The 16,963-nt window shown below is 43.2% G+C and carries 16 protein-coding genes; 5 read left to right on the top strand and 11 right to left on the bottom strand.

Annotated elements, in window-relative coordinates; translation table 11 throughout:
* Positions 1–76: 76 nt before the first annotated feature.
* From btuD to VPNCDNU1_RS25825, 11 genes are all read right to left on the bottom strand, one after another.
* Entirely contained in the window at positions 77–826 is a 750-nt protein-coding gene (btuD, locus tag VPNCDNU1_RS25875) for a vitamin B12 ABC transporter ATP-binding protein BtuD (RefSeq protein WP_104403043.1), read from the bottom strand.
* Positions 813–1,808 (bottom strand): vitamin B12 ABC transporter permease BtuC, encoded by a 996-nt coding sequence (btuC, locus tag VPNCDNU1_RS25870; protein ID WP_104403062.1) that lies wholly within the window; start codon positions 1,806–1,808, stop codon positions 813–815. Before btuC ends, btuD begins: the two co-directional genes overlap by 14 nt.
* Positions 1,809–1,868: 60 nt before the next feature.
* Positions 1,869–2,903 (bottom strand): succinylglutamate desuccinylase, encoded by a 1,035-nt coding sequence (locus VPNCDNU1_RS25865; protein ID WP_104403042.1) that lies wholly within the window; start codon positions 2,901–2,903, stop codon positions 1,869–1,871.
* Between the two features lie 321 nt (positions 2,904–3,224).
* Complete coding sequence (locus VPNCDNU1_RS25860) at positions 3,225–3,689, bottom strand: hypothetical protein (protein WP_145959493.1); 465 nt, start codon at positions 3,687–3,689, stop codon at positions 3,225–3,227.
* Positions 3,690–3,839: 150 nt separating this feature from the next.
* Positions 3,840–4,706, bottom strand: a complete 867-nt coding sequence (locus VPNCDNU1_RS25855; RefSeq protein WP_104403040.1) for a M23 family metallopeptidase — start codon at positions 4,704–4,706, stop codon at positions 3,840–3,842.
* A 170-nt stretch (positions 4,707–4,876) separates the two neighbouring features.
* A complete protein-coding gene (locus VPNCDNU1_RS25850) occupies positions 4,877–6,685 on the bottom strand; it encodes a M3 family oligoendopeptidase (protein ID WP_104403039.1) in 1,809 nt (602 codons plus the stop codon).
* Positions 6,686–6,687: 2 nt separating this feature from the next.
* Positions 6,688–7,338: a histidine phosphatase family protein gene (locus VPNCDNU1_RS25845; protein ID WP_104403038.1), complete on the bottom strand. Its 651-nt coding sequence runs from the start codon at positions 7,336–7,338 to the stop codon at positions 6,688–6,690.
* A gap of 13 nt (positions 7,339–7,351) precedes the next feature.
* Entirely contained in the window at positions 7,352–7,891 is a 540-nt protein-coding gene (gene cobU / locus VPNCDNU1_RS25840) for a bifunctional adenosylcobinamide kinase/adenosylcobinamide-phosphate guanylyltransferase (RefSeq protein ID WP_104403037.1), read from the bottom strand.
* Positions 7,888–8,664, bottom strand: a complete 777-nt coding sequence (locus VPNCDNU1_RS25835; RefSeq protein ID WP_104403036.1) for an adenosylcobinamide-GDP ribazoletransferase — start codon at positions 8,662–8,664, stop codon at positions 7,888–7,890. Before VPNCDNU1_RS25835 ends, cobU begins: the two co-directional genes overlap by 4 nt.
* A complete protein-coding gene (gene cobT / locus VPNCDNU1_RS25830; protein WP_104403035.1) occupies positions 8,661–9,701 on the bottom strand; it encodes a nicotinate-nucleotide--dimethylbenzimidazole phosphoribosyltransferase in 1,041 nt (346 codons plus the stop codon). The genes VPNCDNU1_RS25835 and cobT overlap by 4 nt, the downstream gene beginning before the upstream one ends.
* 377 nt (positions 9,702–10,078) lie before the next feature.
* Positions 10,079–10,828, bottom strand: a complete 750-nt coding sequence (locus VPNCDNU1_RS25825) for a substrate-binding periplasmic protein (protein ID WP_104403034.1) — start codon at positions 10,826–10,828, stop codon at positions 10,079–10,081.
* Between the two features lie 405 nt (positions 10,829–11,233).
* Between VPNCDNU1_RS25825 and VPNCDNU1_RS25820 the strand changes: the two genes are divergently transcribed.
* From VPNCDNU1_RS25820 to VPNCDNU1_RS25800, 5 genes are all read left to right on the top strand, one after another.
* Positions 11,234–11,554 (top strand): STAS domain-containing protein, encoded by a 321-nt coding sequence (locus tag VPNCDNU1_RS25820; protein WP_101114785.1) that lies wholly within the window; start codon positions 11,234–11,236, stop codon positions 11,552–11,554.
* 64 nt (positions 11,555–11,618) lie between these two features.
* Positions 11,619–12,431 carry an OmpA family protein gene (locus VPNCDNU1_RS25815; protein WP_104403033.1) on the top strand — a complete coding sequence of 271 codons (813 nt, stop codon included), beginning with the start codon at positions 11,619–11,621 and terminating at the stop codon, positions 12,429–12,431.
* Positions 12,424–14,532 carry an SLBB domain-containing protein gene (locus VPNCDNU1_RS25810; RefSeq protein ID WP_104403032.1) on the top strand — a complete coding sequence of 703 codons (2,109 nt, stop codon included), beginning with the start codon at positions 12,424–12,426 and terminating at the stop codon, positions 14,530–14,532. Before VPNCDNU1_RS25815 ends, VPNCDNU1_RS25810 begins: the two co-directional genes overlap by 8 nt.
* On the top strand, positions 14,532–15,413 hold the full coding sequence (locus VPNCDNU1_RS25805; RefSeq protein ID WP_104403031.1) for a chromosome partitioning protein ParA: 882 nt from the start codon (positions 14,532–14,534) through the stop codon (positions 15,411–15,413). The genes VPNCDNU1_RS25810 and VPNCDNU1_RS25805 overlap by 1 nt, the downstream gene beginning before the upstream one ends.
* Entirely contained in the window at positions 15,410–16,960 is a 1,551-nt protein-coding gene (locus VPNCDNU1_RS25800) for a response regulator (protein WP_104403030.1), read from the top strand. The genes VPNCDNU1_RS25805 and VPNCDNU1_RS25800 overlap by 4 nt, the downstream gene beginning before the upstream one ends.
* Positions 16,961–16,963: the final 3 nt, after the last annotated feature.

Here is a 16,963-nt window from a genome sequence, read left to right as displayed (position 1 = left end):
AGTCCCATTTTTCCGCCCACGCTCCACTGGGCGGTTTTTTGGCTCCAAATCACTGGCTTCAAGATCATGCTCAAACTCACCGGAAAATTAGGTGTGGCTCCCCTTCTAATTCGACTCGTCTAATCTTCGTTTTGTACACTTTTTCCAGCAGTTCAGGATTCATGATTTCCTGCACATCTCCGAACCCTTTAGACGTGCCATTTTCAAGCAACAGCACTTTATCTGCATATTGCAGGGTTCTATTCAAATCATGATTTGCCATTACAACCGTAATGCCGAGCTTTGAAATTTGTTCGATCAATTCATACAGCAGAGACTCTTGCCCTATATCTAATGGAGCTGCGGGCTCATCTAGAATCAATAACTTTCCGTAAGGGTTCCATTGAGGCATCACTTGAATACACATTGCTGCTAATCTCACGCGCTGCCATTCCCCTCCGGATAAAGTAGTGGTATCTCGCACCAGTTTGTCGTTAATCTGTAGCTGAGAGCACAGTGATTCCAGTGGCTCACCCAAATCGGCTAGCGTGTGACTATTGGGCACGGAAAGAGACAAGAATTGAAGCACTGTCATGGTAAAGGCTGGACGTTCTTGTTGCACAAGGTATGCTCGAACGGTGGCTAGTTCTTCAAGTGAAAGCTGCTCAATGTTTCGGTCACCATAATAAATCTCGCCTTTATACCCAAGTAAACCTGATAAGGCAGAAAGCAATGTGCTTTTCCCGCTACCATTCGGACCAATCACATGAAGCACTTCCCCTTTTTCCACTTTAAATGAAAGAGGCAGAAGTCGATTTCCTACAGACAAAGCATCAACGCAAATCATGGTTTCTTAATAGCATCCAAATGAAAAAAGGCGCACCAATCGTTGTGGTGACAACACCAAGGGGTAATTCTGCTGAATCGAGAGAAATTCGAGCCAGAATGTCTGCAAAAACCAGCAGACCAGCACCAGCGATGGTCGACATAGGTAAAAGGTATTTGTTTTCTGTTCCAAAGGCTAAACGCAGTAAATGTGGAATCACTAAACCAACGAAACTGATGATTCCTCCCAAAGCAACGGACATTCCGACCAACAACGATACGGCGAGAATCAAGCGCCAGCGCAATTGATCTACATCGACTCCAAGCTGTTTAGCGTGTGTTTCGCCCACCATGAGTTTGTCGAGTTTTCTGCCTTGTAAACACAACCACACGACAACGGGAACCATAAGCAATGTGAGTGTATGTTGATGCCAGCTGGTGCCACCAATACTGCCCATCAACCAATACATGAGTACGCGCATACTCATATCGTCACTGAAATAGAATGCCCAAGTCACCACTGCACCCGATAAAATACCGAGCGCAACACCGACCAATAATAACCTTGGTGTGCTTAACTTTAGGCTTCTTGCCATACCTACAATTAAAAGCGTAAAGAGTAATGATCCGGTAATTGCGGCAAGCATCGACACTTCAGGGCTTGGCATCACTGGGAGAAGAAACAATACGGCAACCATTGCTAAACTTGCACCACCAGAAATGCCAAGCACGCCTGGCTCTGCAAGCGAGTTACCTAATAGCACCTGAAGGCTTGCGCCTGAAATCGCCAATGCCGACCCTATCGCTAAAGCCGCAAGCAACCTAGGCAGTCTTAGCTCCATAAGCAGCATTTGATTGAGTGGTTCGGAATAGTTAAAGGGTGAAATAAACACTTCACCAATAGAAAGGTAGCTAAAACAGAGAACGAGCAGCAAGATCGAACTTGCAATGAAGCAATTTTTCCATCTGCGCTGCTTGTTTTGAATAAGTTGGTTAAAGTTCATATCGGTATGGTTCGTCAGCATCTCACTACCATACCGATAAAAAACCATATTAAGCAAGTATCAATCGATACTAACCGTTACTAACTGGTCGTTTTCAAAGCAAGTTTCAGATTCAACGACCATCACAACGGCCCGTTGACCCAACGCTACTTTTGGGTTTGGAAACACGATAGCTTCACCTTGTTTCTCAGCGTAGAGTAATGTATCGCCATCGAACCCCAAGAGCTCCCCTTTATCAAAACGCGTAAAGTTTGCTACGTCGTTAGAAAACGTAAAACTAAAATCTAGGTGATTCTTAATGATAGTGCGGCTTACGGCGTACACTTTTAAAGCGTCTTTCTTTGCAGGCATCGAATCGTTTGAAAGTAATGCGCGAAGTGAAAGGTCAAATGCAGAAATTAAACTCAGGTCATTACTGCCAAGCTTTGAAACTCTACCAAGCTCCATTGTTAATGCTTGAGCACCATAAAAGTGTGCTGAGTGCCAACTAAAGGTACTGGTCGGGGAATTCGAAAGCAACAGCGCCTCTATTTGCCCGGCCTCTAGAAACTCAACGACGTCTTTAGAACGAACAGGTTGATCGACGTGAGGGCTGACCGCAAAGGTAAAGTGCTCTGATGCACGGATCGCGCAATGCAAATCTAGATGCCAGCGAGTAGCTTGCTCGGTACCTTCAAAAAACGATTTGACGTGTGCTTTTAGCTTTCCCGCTATTTCTGTTTCGATGGTTTCTGGTCGTTCGCTTTCATCAAACAATCGATTTAAGTTTTCGGTCACAAACCGCGTGTGTTGGTTTGTTGCTTGAGGGTGCCCAAAAATGAGTAAACACCTTGAAGTAGGTTCAAAGCTGCCATCCACGATATCGTTCACCAATTGGTCAACTAACTCCATTGGCGCGGTTTCGTCGCCATGGATACCAGCAGAAACGATGACATTCTTACTGTCTTGAGAAAGTTGCTTGGGCTCCCAAAGAAGGACACCACGATCAACCCAATTTAGAAGACCTGACGTTAATGAAAAGGATTGAGGGGAAAAGCCTCCATCAAGATCCAATGTATCGTAAAGAAAAGACTGTTTGAAAAGTGAACCCTGCATTGTACAACTCCCTGTCCGGCTCAACATCTGTTGCAACAATGTTACATCTGAGTAAAGTGGAAGTACATACGATATAGAATATATTTAGACTTAATAACCAAGTAATTAAAATGAAAGCGTCATAAGCTCTAGCAATATTTAAAATACCAAAATGACTTACTATTCATACTGAAGGAATATTTATTTTTTGAAATATACAACCTGAGAGTAATATTTGACACAATGAGAGTTTAACTAAAAAAACCGAAGCGCATTATTCAATGGCACTTCAGTAATTTAGCAATCAATTTCTGTGATGTAAAAAGGCGAACTAGGTTTGAATCAGTCGGATATTTTATTCTCTACTTTTACAATCGAGTCTGCGGTTAGCTCGTAGTAATAAGCATCTTTGTCGATGTCGTGCCCAATTCCCTTTTCATCAAGCCAGTAATGAGGACCAGTAAAACTAATTTTTACTCTTTCACCCAAGTCTGTGAACTGGATAATATCCACTACGTCTGTTGAGTCGTACGTATAATCGTCGCCTGGATATATGTCGAGTGTGCCTAGATACTGGACATTCCCATTATTCAGATTATATATGCGTACGCCCCATGGTAAATCAGCGCCAATCTCAGCAACCAGCAAGTCGTAATTGCGCGTCTTAACGAAGTACGGATAGTAGAAATCAGCATCCCCAAAACGTGACTCTGCTAATAACACTTTTCCATTACGCTCAAACGTAGTAGTCATTCCCCAGCCAGCACAAACAGAAAGCTTAATTGCCGAACCAGGAGGGATGTACATGCTTTTACATTTTGGCTTTTCAGATGACCAGGGTCCCTTCTGTTCTAGTACGTTTTGAAGGGAGACTATTGGAACCAAGTCTTTAGATTTAGAATACCCGGTAAAGCTAAGGCAAATAAAGACCAAACATATTATGTATTTCATACTAAATTAACTACCGTCAAAAATTTTGCTGAAGTTTACATTCGCATCCACTTTGCATTGAGGAAGCGCAGAAGACTGAATATGGGGAGCTCTTAAAGGGCATTTTTTGTATACGTTAAATGGGGATATTCGCCCTGCTAAGCCTCGACCACTATAGGCTGATGTTCTAATCTCAAAATGTAGGTGCTCATCTCTAACATCGTCACACTTAGCATTGCCACTATCACCTGTATAACCAATATGTTGGCCGGCGAAGACTATGTCACCTTTAAATACGTTAGCACTCTTAAGATGGGCATAAAATGCATAATGAATCTTCTCGTTAAAAGAAAAGGATACACACAGTTGCTTTCCATATAACCCATGATCGCGAAAATACTCAACTTTACCCGTTGCTATGGAATAGATTGGTGTACCTACCCTAGCCTCAAAATCCCAACCTTGGTGTGCTCGAACACTCCCGTCATCATTCCGTCTTACATTTCCAAAAGTATGGTTGACCAATCCTCTTCTAATTTTATTTTTCTTTAGTGGCCATATGATTGAGAAAGGGACTACTTTAATTGAAGGGAGGCTTGAGCTTATGCTTTTGGTTTTATCAAGGGCCTTTGATAGCGTTTTGTGCGAACGTCCGTTTACATCAATTCGCCCATCAGGATTCGACAACCCAACTAAAACCGATTGAAAAGACTTTATCGCTCCAACTGTTTTTGATTTAGCTGGATTTGAACCTAAAGTACCGTCCTCTGCCAGAGGTTCTTTAAGATTGATTAAACTCGACAGTTTATTAAGAGAAATTTGTACTCGCTTTATATCCGTGTATACGTTTTTCCCTTTAAGACCAACCGAGCCACTTAATGTAATTCTTGTCATTTTTATCCCTAACCAACCTATGCAACTTATTACTTCGACAAACTAATTGAATCGATGTAACAAACCAATACCATATTGCATACTTAGGGGTACGTGAATAATTTTTTGCGAAGGACATCGCACTAGGATGGAGATAACCCCAAAGTGTTTTCTTTGGGGTTAACAAGGAGTTAACTATTAATCTTCGCCAACAATGCTTCAAATTCAGAGATTTTCTGCTCGACTTGATCAATGCTCTGTTGCCAGAACGCTTTTTCTTCTAAGTTCATACCGAGGTGTTTTTCTACGACTTCTTCTGCTTTCATTCGGCCTGTATCACGAAGCAACTCTACATAATCTGGGTAGAAGCTTTCACCTTTAGACTCACGTTGCGCATAGACGCCTTTACTGAATAGGTAGCCAAACAGGTATGGGTAGTTGTAAAAATTGACTTCAGGAATACTGAAATGAAGCTTGCTTGCCCAGTAGTATGTATCTGATTCTGGCATAACGCTGCCATACCATTCTTTCCAAGTGCTATCCATCAACGTGCACAATTCTTCTGACGACAGCTCCGCGTTTTTACGTTTTTCGTAAAACTCACGTTCAAACTCGAAACGCACTGGAATGTTGAGCATAAAAGCAACGCAAGCAAACAATTCTTCCCACAGCATTTCCAGTTTATCTAGATCGCTTTCTGCTTGCTCTAACAAGGCATCACGAACAATATTCTCAGCAAAGACAGATGCCGTTTCAGCAAGCGTCATTGGGTACGATGTTTCCGCGAGAGGCATATCCGTCATCACCCAATTGTGGAATGCGTGGCCAAGTTCGTGAGCGAGGGTAATCAAGTCTTTTTGACTGCCGCTCCACGTCATAAAGACAAGTGGAGTACGTGTACTTGCAAGCTTAGTACAGTAAGCACCTTGCCTCTTATTAGGCTGAGGTGCAGCATCGATCCAGCCATTTTCCACCATAAGATCGACAAAATCGGCCATTTCCTGAGAAACGGAAGCAAACGCGTTCTTAATGATCTCAATCGCTTCATCAAATTCGTAAACCTTGGTTACCCCGTCAGTTAACGACGGCATTGCCGCGTGCATATTCCAAGGCGTAAGGGACTCAGACCCTCTTACAATCGCCATTAAACGCGCCGCCTTTCGTGAAATGTCTTTATTGTCTCGTGCACTGCCAATCAATGCTTCTAACGTTTTTTCTGATATGCGGCTGTCGTACAAACTAGGCTCTAGGAAATTGGAAATTCCCCGCTTCTGCGCTTCCGTGTGTCTCCAACCTGCTAGCGCGTTGACGATGGCTGCGAAGGTTTCTTGGTGCGTTCCCATGGCTGCTTGAATGCCGCGCCATGTAGGTTCATGCTTATCAACGTTACCGCTAAATAGCTCACTCGCGGCTTGTGACAAAGCCATTGTTTCTGATGAGCCATCTTTATAGGAAACATCAACTTTCAGTGTGCCTGTTAGGTTGTCGTACAACCGCCCCCAAGCCGTTTTTCCATCCACTTGCAGTGCGGATAATAATTGCTCTTGCTCAACAGATAATCGTTGAGACGCTTTTTCTCGGAGGCAGCGAATAGCAAAACGCTGCGCTTTAACGTCATCGCACTCATGGTTGAGTACTTTTTCAACAATACTTTCTTCTACCGTTGCTAGCTTATCTTGATATGGGCTGTATGCTTGTTGAAGGTTAGCACCTAGTTTGGTCGTCCGACCCACCAATTGTTTGGCTTTACTCAGAGTTGAATCCACCGAGGCGTAGCAATTGGCGAAATTGGAAATGGTGCGAAGGGTTTTTAACACATTTGAGTAGGTAACAATGCCTTTTTGAATCTGAGCAATGAGTTGTTCACCCTCGGAAAAGCCTTGTTTTACGTGGTAGTTGAGCTGGTCGATACCTTGCTCAATGGTGTGGATGTCCTTTTCTATTCTGGTGTCATTTAGATTTTGATATGCGACACTGAGATCCCAGCTAGGAGCTGTCATTTTTATTTCCTTATAGTAACGCCAACGCTCCTCACTTTTATGAAAACCTGCTCTGCTTTGCAAAGCTCAATATGCGTAACAGAGGCATTAGCGATTGATAATGTAGAGTAAAGTGCAGGGTTGCGCCAATCTAAACCCAAAACGCTGGCTAGTATAATTCTGATTACACCGCCATGTGTTACAACAAGCGTATCTCGCTGACATGTTTGAGTTAGGGATCGCCATTCAGTTTCAACTCGATTATGAAACTCTTCTAATGTTTCTGCATTGGGTAGAGGGTGACCTGCGGGATCACGCCAAAAATCATCGAGAAGATGCCAATGAGATTCTATTGTGTTGAATGGTTTACCATCCAAGTCGCCAAACAACATTTCTTTGAAGGCATCTGAAACTTCAACACTCTTAGATGATTGGGCACTATCTGTGGCAGTCGAGTCTTTCCCTGACGATATAAGTTTAGCTAAATTCAAACAACGAGATAATGGTGATGAAATGATAGAATCAAAAGTACCGATTTCCGATACCAAATCTTGAGCAATTTGAGACTGTGTTGTTTCCGGTACTTTTGCGTCTGTCCAACCATTTAGAGCAGGTTCACCGGTCACTTTTCCGTGTCTCACTAAATAGATGTTGTAATTGGCGGGGGTTTTCATTTCTTATCAGCCTTTAAGATTTCAAAGGCAAGGGCAAACCGGCAGCAACAAACGTTACATTACTGCATACAGTTGCGATCTTCTGGTTCATCCAACCAGCATGGTCAACAAACAAACGGCTCACTTTACCAAGCGGGACAATCCCCATTCCAACTTCGTTAGACACGACAACAAGACGACATCGCGAAGTCGCAATGGCACGAACAAGTTCTTCCACTTTTTCGTGTACTTGACTATCCACCGCATCGTCCCCTAACTCAAATAAAACATTATTGAGCCACAACGTTAGGCAATCGAGTAAGACGACACAGCCTTCATCTAATGATTGGATGACTTCGGCAAGATTTAGTGGTTCTTCAATGAGATTCCAGCTCTCCCCTCTTCTTTGCTGATGTATATCGATCCGCTGTGACATTTCTCCGTCAAAAGATATCGCGGTCGCGATGTAGATTTTCTTTAAGGTGGAGCTACTTGCTATTTCTTGTACACACCCTTCAGCGTAAGTCGATTTCCCACTTCGTGCGCCACCTAAAATCAAATGATGATTTTTCACATGCTTACTCCCACAGCCCCTAATACAACCAAATAGAAAAGGATCTCGACAAGTTGTTGAGCAGCACCTAAGCAATCACCAGTAAAACCCCCAAGCCGAGCCATCAACCAACGCTTAAATGTCATGCGAAAGATCATACCCATTACAACGACTATAACGGCGGTGATAAAAGGCATCCAAAATATTGAAGCCATACCACACACTAGTATAAAAAGAAGTTCAGAAAGAGATTGTTTTTGTGCAAGAGGCTTACTTTTACTGGTATCAGAGTCCGATACGTAGGGGGTATCGAAGATAAAGCTGGCTGCAATTGCGCGGCTAAACGTATACCCCGCAACCCAAATGAGAAAGATATTTTCATGGTTTGCTAATTCTGAAAGCAATAAGAATTTTCCCAATATCGCCATGATTAGTGCACTGGCACCGTAGGTTCCTATCCGGCTATCTTTCATAATCGACAGCCGACGCTCTCGAGTCATTCCACCGCCCATCCCATCAGCCATGTCGGTAAGACCGTCTTCATGGAAAGCGCCCGTCAACATAAGGCTAAATACCATGGCGATAAAGACTGAAATCTGTGGTGAGAATATGAGATTTGACGCCTCGTAAACCGAGGCGCTTAGCAGACCGAATAATGCGCCTACAAAAGCAAAATACCGACCAGCCCTATTCATACGTTCGTCTGAATAGGGAGTAGAAGCCGGTACTGGAATTCTAGAGAAGAAACTCAGCGCAAGGTAGAACAATTCTAGCTGAGTTTTCAGCCAACTCACACAGTCACTCCTGCGCTATCAAAGCTTGCCATGTCGTTGTAAAAAGCAGCGGCGGCTAGTACAAGTGGATACGCTAATGCAGCGCCTGTTCCTTCGCCGAGCCTTAATCCAAGATCGATCATGGGTTTTGCTCTTAAGGCTTCGAGAACAAGCCTATGAGCATGTTCTTCTGAACAATGGGCGAACAACATGTAGTCACGCACTTCCGGTTGAATTCGCGTAGCAACAAATCCAGCGACAGATACAATGAACCCATCAACCAACACCGGAATTCTCTTGTCACAAGCCTCTAAGAAGGCTCCGACCATCTGAACGATTTCATAACCACCAACTTCGCTCAGCATCACCAAAGGATCTAACCCCAAATGTGATTTATTGCTGCGTTCTATTGCTTGCTGAACAAGCTCTACTTTGCGAGAAAGCTGTTCTTGATTAATTCCAGTTCCAGCACCAACTGACTCTTCAGCTTCAATGCCAAGCGCCAGGCTTAATAAAGCCGACGCACTGCTTGTGTTCCCGATGCCCATTTCGCCAAACATAAGAATATCGGCACCTTGCTGGCTAAGATCTGAAATCAAAGTTCGCCCAAGCGATATACCTTGATTGACTTGATCTAAAGACATAGCCGAGCTTTTGGCAAAATTTTTCGTTCCGGTGCCAAGACGCTGCACAAAATAGTTACTCTGACTCGACTCCACTGGCTGCAAGATGCCAGCATCTACGATCGACAAATCAATGTTATTGAGTGTACAAAAACAGTTTATTGCTGCCCCACCAGCAAGAAAGTTTTGAACCATTTGTTGAGTGACCGCACTCGGCGCAATACTCACGCCCTCTTCAGCAATTCCGTGATCGCCAGCAAATACGATCATCTTAGGCTTATTCAATATGATTTTGTTGATAGCATTTGATTTGTTTTGGCTTTGAATCAAAGCCAGTTGATGTGCAGTATCTTCCAACAAACCTAGTGCACCTAGTGGCTTAGTTTTTTGATTGATGACATCTTGAATGTAACTGGAATGTGTTTGGTCTAGCATTTTTCTTCTTATTTTTACTACTTATGAAATTCAGTCTACCTGCTCAAGCCACCGCAGGCTATGCTGAATATCAAAATATTCGCACACCTCATACCAGAGCATTTAGTGAACACATCGCTCACGATAGTTAATTAATTCACTCAGTTAGCGACACATTCGCGTTATTTACTGAATTATCGGTAAAAGACTTATTTAAAGCACTGAATTAATTATAGTGTTGGCAGTCACAAAATTTATGAACACTCAATTGTGGCGCTTTATACCTATGTTAGTTCAGAAGGTTGGTTACCAAGCGAGGTATCATTTGGTGGTAAATTTCTGATTCATGAATTGTGAATCAGTTTGAACGTATGCCTGTGCAACAATCATTCAGATCATTACTCTTCTTGAAGCCCATATTTAACCAATATTGCCCAATAAGTGCCGTTTTTCTTGATTTCTCTTAATCCAACATTGAAATCATGGATCAGTTGGCTTGCGTTAGGATGGTTCTTACTCGTTGTAATGTGTAGCGCATTTACTGAAAGTGAGTTTTCTGAAACCTCAAATAAATCAGGATCCAATCCGTTTTCGGTCATTAGAAATGATGCAACAATGGGTTCTTCTAGCGTTAGATCGATTCTGCCTGCCTTGAGCTTTTTGAGGTTGCTCAATGTATCTGATACTGGGTCACGCTGGAATAGAAAGGAGCTCGAAAATTCATCTCCGTATCCATAACTTCTTACTATACCTACATTGAGTCCTCGTAAACTTTCCATTCCAAAATATTCAAATGGATCGTCTTTGAGCTTAATGAATTTCACTTTATTGTAGAAATACGGGTCGCTGTACTCTAGGTATGTTGCCCTTTCTTCGGTATACCAAGTAGCAACCAACACATCCACGCGGCTTTTCTTAACTTCGTGTACCGCTCTTGCAAACGGCATAAGTTTAAAATTAAGGTCATAGCCTTGAGCTTTAAAAGCTGCTGTCACAATATCGACGGCAATGCCTTTTTCTTCACCCTGCATAGAAAACGGTGCCCAGCTGTCTTGTACACCTGTGATGTCCTCTGCAGACAAAGCCCTTGCATTGATAAGGTTAACAGCCATTACAACAAGGAAGAGAACAAGCGCTTTGCAAACCATAGTCCACCTCAAGTTATGATGACATCATCCAATTTAAGGTGCATTTTCCAGCTCTGCACCTGCTCAAAAATCACTCACACCTATACATTAGTAACACGTTAATCACGTATCAACATACCAACAATACAACTTCGGTAATTATCACTTCTAAGACATTGCTTCAGTCCTATTAGCTCGGTTTGAGAGCCTACAACACAGCTAACTGTCTCAATTTTCAAATAATCTCATTTTGAGAATTCGCACAAGTGCAACCTGTATCCTATTGTCAATTTGAAAGAAGCTACGCATTTCAAATTGCGAAACCTTCATTAAATATCATTAAGTTATTGTAATTTAAAAAATTATTTGTTGGCACATATTGTGCTAATTCTATAAGCGTAACGTTTCCAACAACAGGAGATACTTATGGAAATGCAAAGATCAGAACAAAGCCCTCAACTACTTACTTTGTCCGTTTTAGGCGATATGGATGCAATGGGATGTAAGTCGCTGCAACCTCAAATTGATAAAGTCATTTTTGAAGATACACATAAAGAAGTCGAAATCGACTTATCTCAAGTTTCATTTTTAGATTCCTCTGGCGTTGGTGCCATTGTTTATCTCTACAAACGCTTAATCGAGAAAAAACGAGTAATGCGAATTGAAAATGCGCATGGGCAACCTCTTGAACTTATTACTTTGCTCAGAATTAGTAATGCCATTCCTGTTAACAATAACAGTCATTAGTGACTTCATTTTAAGTCGAAATCTTTAACGTGGATTTTAAGTTAGAAATGTTCGGAGGTTGGGTATGAGATTCATCTTTTTACTGTCATTGTTTGCTTCAATATCTGGCTGCACCAGCTTTGCACCTGAAGGCAATGGCGGGCTTGCAGAGCATTATCCTCAAGCAAGTTTCTCAGCCGTAATGCCTGACGAGCCTCTCGGCCCTGAGCACGGGCTTAGATTCGAATGGGAACTGGCTGCTAGGCACTTAGATGTGCTGATTTTGGAACAAGCTGAATGGTGTTTCCCTGCTACCGTTTATCATGCAAAAAATAATGAAGCAAGAATCGCACGCGAGCTTGAGGGCGGTTTACAGTACGACGCAGCTAACGACTTAATCATCCAAAGAAAGCTTCTCAGAAGGCTTGAAAACCAGTTGGATTATGTCCTCTCAAAAGAAGATTGTGTGCCCCCAGGAAGTAATCAGAAAAGCAAAAAAGAAGTGGGGTTAGCCACACGCCTATACGACTTGCTTAATGCAGATAACCAATTCGCTTTTAATAGCTATGAACTGAACCCTAAATATGTCGGACGTCTTGCGGAAGCCTCTCAGCTATTGAAACAAAACCCCGAATTCAAACTACTCGTTACTGGGCATGCTGATTCTGTCGGTAAAGAGAGTTACAACACCGACTTGGCGATGGAGCGAGCTAAACAGGTGAAAAGATACTTGAGCATTTTTGGTTTAGACCCTCAGCGTATTCATGTCGATTCGGTGGGAGCGGCAGACCCACTATTTGAAGGCAACGAACCGCATGTTCGGCTAACAAATCGTCGTGTCACCATTGAATTGCTTCAAGCAGAACAAATATTGCCAGCGGAGATGAGCAATGAATAGATTCTATCGTGTCATACTTTGCCTTGTGGTGGGTTTACTGCCTTTAAATGCAAATGCCAAACAAGAAACGGTTAACGTAGGCGATTTAGTCAGTGTTATGTTGCCGGGGGAAACAACGTTAAATAAGGATTTCCAAGTAGACAAACGTGGCAGGCTCATTCTTCCGGAAGTTGGCCCAATTCATGTTGCAGGTAAAACGGAAGATCAAATGATCGCAACGATTACGATCAGTTTGAAAACCGTGCTTCAAGATCTCTCCAACCTAAAAGTTTTCATCAGTAAAAAACAGTTACTCATTAGTATCCAAGGTTATGTTGAAAACCCAGGCGAGTACACTCTTCAAAAAGGCGATAGTGTTCAATTAGCTCTCCATGCGGCGGGTGGATTGCGCTCTGGGGCACAGCTTGACCAAATACAGCTTCGTCGTGGAGATGATGTCCAAACGTTCAATTACAAAGCGTTTTTAGATACAGGCAACAAGAACCTACTGCCCGATATGAAATCTTTAGACACGTTGTTCATTCCTGCTTCCCCTATGGTTGGCAATATCGAGCAAGAATTCGACCCAGCCAAATTGGCGGATGCAGGTGATGCCGCCGATGGACGAAACGCCATCAAAGTGTTTGGGGAAGTCAACGCTCCGGGAACCTTTTCTTTCAAGCAAGACAATACGCTTGTCGATCTTTTAATGCGTGCGGGTGGCGTGACTCGCTACGCAGCAGTAGACCAGATCCGTGTCATTGCACACAACGAACCTACCCTTTTCAGCCTTAAGAAATATCTCGATACAGGCAATAGCAACCTTTTACCTGAACTTGTCGCTGGCGCAACCATATTCGTCCCGAAACAAGAAGACGAAATCAAATCCGGTTCCAACACGGTGTATGTCATGGGTGAAGTGGCTAAACCGGGAGCATTTGAAGGGAAAGAAGGCGCAACCTTCATGGACATTCTCGCGAACGCAGGCGGTCCTACTCGCTTTGCTGAATCTCGCCAAATTCGCGTCATCAAAAGTAATGGTCGAGTCATCAATTTTGACTTGTCGGGTTATACAGAAGGCACGCAACGCATGACACCGCCAGAAATCAGTCCCGGCGACGCCATCTTTGTCCCTGAAAAGACCGATATGAATGAGAAGTCATGGTTAAAAATCGCGCCTAGCCGAGCGGTACGTGTAATTGGAGAAGTAAAACGACCAGGGCGTATTGAATGGTCTGACGAAATGAATTTGATGGATTTGTTGGCTCATGTCGGAGGCCCCATTGGCAGAGCAGATACAAGCCGAATTGAGGTCGTCACTCCCACTGAGCAAGGAATTCCAGAAATGACCGTGTTCGATTTGGATAGCTTTATAAAGAACGGGACGAGCGATGCCGAACTGCCGTTAATTCGAGCAGGTAGCACCGTTAGGGTACACGACCTACCTCAAGATCCTTCCGACAACAAAGCACAGTGGGTTCGCCAAGCTTCCGACGTTTCCATCTATGTATTTGGTCAACTTTCTGCCCCCGGAAGATATCGATTTACCGAAGACATGCATTTCCTCGACATTCTAGCTGCTGCTGATGGTCCTACCCAAAGTGCTGATATCCATAATATTCGCGTCACTCACCGCAATGGGAAATATGCCCGAGTCAGCAAGCTTAACTTGTCGCTTTATTTCGAAACAGGTGATGAATCGTTACTTCCTAAGGTAAAACCTGGCGACACCATATACATCCCAGAGAAAGACAAAAATTGGTTAGATGAAAGCAAAGAATCAACGATTCGCGTATTAGGAGCAGTCAACAACCCCGGCAGATATCGATTCAACGATACCATGACAATTTTGGATCTTTTGGCAGAAGCAGGCGGCCCCAGTAACAATGCGTACCTAGAAAAAATTAGTGTTGTGAACATGTCTTGCTGTAGCGGTCAAGCTCGCACATTTGACCTTATTGAGTTCAGCCGTACCGCCAACTTTAGAATCCTTCCAGTACTTAGAGCAGGTGACACTGTTTATGTTCCAAGAATGGATGAAAGCATGTTGGAAAAAGTTCGAACGGGTTTGGACGATGTGTTTCGTGTCTTGGCTACCGTCGCATTGATAGGAGCACTGTAATGTCTATTCCTGCTTGTAACATGGAAATTGAACAAATTTTTCTTCAGCTAGAAAAACACCACTGCCGTTCATTTTGTATTACCTCGACAAATTGCGGCGAAGGCAGCAGTTCCATTGCATTGGCTCTTACCGAACGGCACCTGCTTGCTGGGTACAGAACTTTGTTTGTCGACTTAAACTTAAAGCACCCAAGCCTAAAGTCGATTGATTTACCCAGTATGCTACCCGAAGCGTCAGAATCCACTGATTTCACGGGTGATATACGCACAACTAATGACATAGACGTTATTGAAGATATAGAAGCCATTGAGAACATCGAGACATTTGAAAACACAGAAGCATTTGAACAAAGAGAAAAAATTGGCGAAAAAGCCACGATAGTCAGCAACCAATATAAGCCCAAGCCCGAACCATCTGGCTGCCAGCACCTCGCGATAGTAGAAGGGACACACGAAGTAATCTCTGGTGTTAACGCACCATCTGAAAAAGCTGAAATTATGGGCTTTCGCCAACCTCACATGCTCAAACAAAAGATCGAACTTTGGCTCAGGGACTACGACAGAGTCATCATAGATACCAGCCCAATCTCGCAGTTAAACGCCAACAATATTCCGGCAGAAACGATAGCAGGATGCTGCGATGGTACCGTTCTTATGCTGATGGCAGGGAAAACAAATCACGCTGAGTTATCGTCTGCCATGCATCATTTGAGCGACAATAATGCCAACCTACTGGGTACCGTAATCAACGATTTACATCACCCTAGCCTTTCAGATGAACTGTGCCGCCAACTCAACCGCCTAACATTTCTTCCTAAATCTTTAGTGTCTAAGCTGTCAATGTCGATTCGACGAGCAAGGTTTCTTCAGGTGACCATATGATTGGAGATCAAGTGAGTCATCATCACAGCACGCTATTATTTGCACATCGTCGCAAAGCCAATTTAGAGTCGGTAACAATGCTGCGTCAGTGCTTATCCAAAGCGCTGGATACCACCATTAAAATTACCGCTCAGAAAAACAACGTCTTGCTGTGCTTTTCCGAATGGGCAACCAATCTTATTCAACATGCTTCACCGATGACCGAAGAAATTGATATATCGATTGAGAAGCAAGCTGACATTCTCATTCTAAAAGTCATGGACACAGGACAAAGCTGGAACCCGACATTAGCTGATGAAAAATCCATTATTGCTCGGTTTAGTGATTCGGAAGAAGGACGAGGTATCGCGCTAATACAAACGTACTGCAATGATTTACATTATGAAACGGTCGATGGCGTCAATCACCTCACGATGCGCTGGAAAATCGTTAAAACAGCCAGTAAATCTCGAGTACTCATTGTCGATGATGACCCACTACTGCTTAAAGTGTATGACGCGTATCTAAATAAAGATCTAGATATTACCTGCGCGCAAAACGGCGACCAGGCTTTGGAGCTTATCGGCAATAACAAATTCGACCTGATCATTTCAGATATTCAAATGCCAAATATGGGTGGAATGGAGCTTCGAAAAGCCATCCAAGAGGCGCATGATGGTCGAAGCATTCCATTCATATTTCTTACTGCTCTATCGGAAGAAAATGTTCAAGCAAACGCCAATCACTTAGGGATAGATGACTACCTTATTAAACCCGTCGATAAGAAATCATTACTGTTTTCTGCTCAGCGCGTGTTAGCTAGATCAAATCAGGTATACAACCAACTGTCTCACCGGCTCGATGAAAAAATCACGAATAGCTTACTCCCCAAAATTAGTAAACCTAAGTCGGGCTGGAATATTGAGATTCGGCAAAGGACGACAGGATGTGGCGGCGGGGATTTCTTACTTTCAAAATGTTTTGAAAAAGAAAATTTATATGTACTAGCAGATGTTATGGGACACGATGTTAGCGCCAAATTCTTCGCTTACGCCTACGCTGGCTATTTACGAGGGCTGTTACATTCCACAACAACAGCAAGCCCAATAGATACGTTAAACAACTTATCTGACAGCGCGTTTGAAGATCAGCTTTTATCACAAATCACGTTAACCAGCTGCGCTTTTTCATTGCTCGATGATTGCCAAATAGAGATGGCATCAGCGGGTCACCCCTGCCCATTATTGATAACAGATAAAGGGATAGAAAGCGTGCCTGTACAAGGGATGCTGCCCGGATTACTTCATCACAGTAACTACTCTTCTACCCACATTCAATTAGGTAAAGGAAAACGCATTGCTGTATTTACGGATGGATTATTTGAATCTGGTGACAGTGTCACCGAGAGAGAGCAACTGACGATAGAAATTGAGAAAACACTCGTAGAAACATTACACAAGCCAATCGGCGTTGCTATTGACGAAGTCATGCGCGCATTTGATGTTCTAGCAGGAACACCAGCTAAAGACGATACCTTATTGATTCTTATTGAGTCCAAATGTGGGTAGGAG

Origin of the sequence: Vibrio penaeicida, assembly GCF_002933855.1 — a bacterium.
GTDB classification, from domain to species: domain Bacteria; phylum Pseudomonadota; class Gammaproteobacteria; order Enterobacterales; family Vibrionaceae; genus Vibrio; species Vibrio penaeicida_A.
This window is presented reverse-complemented; position numbering and strand designations above follow the sequence as displayed.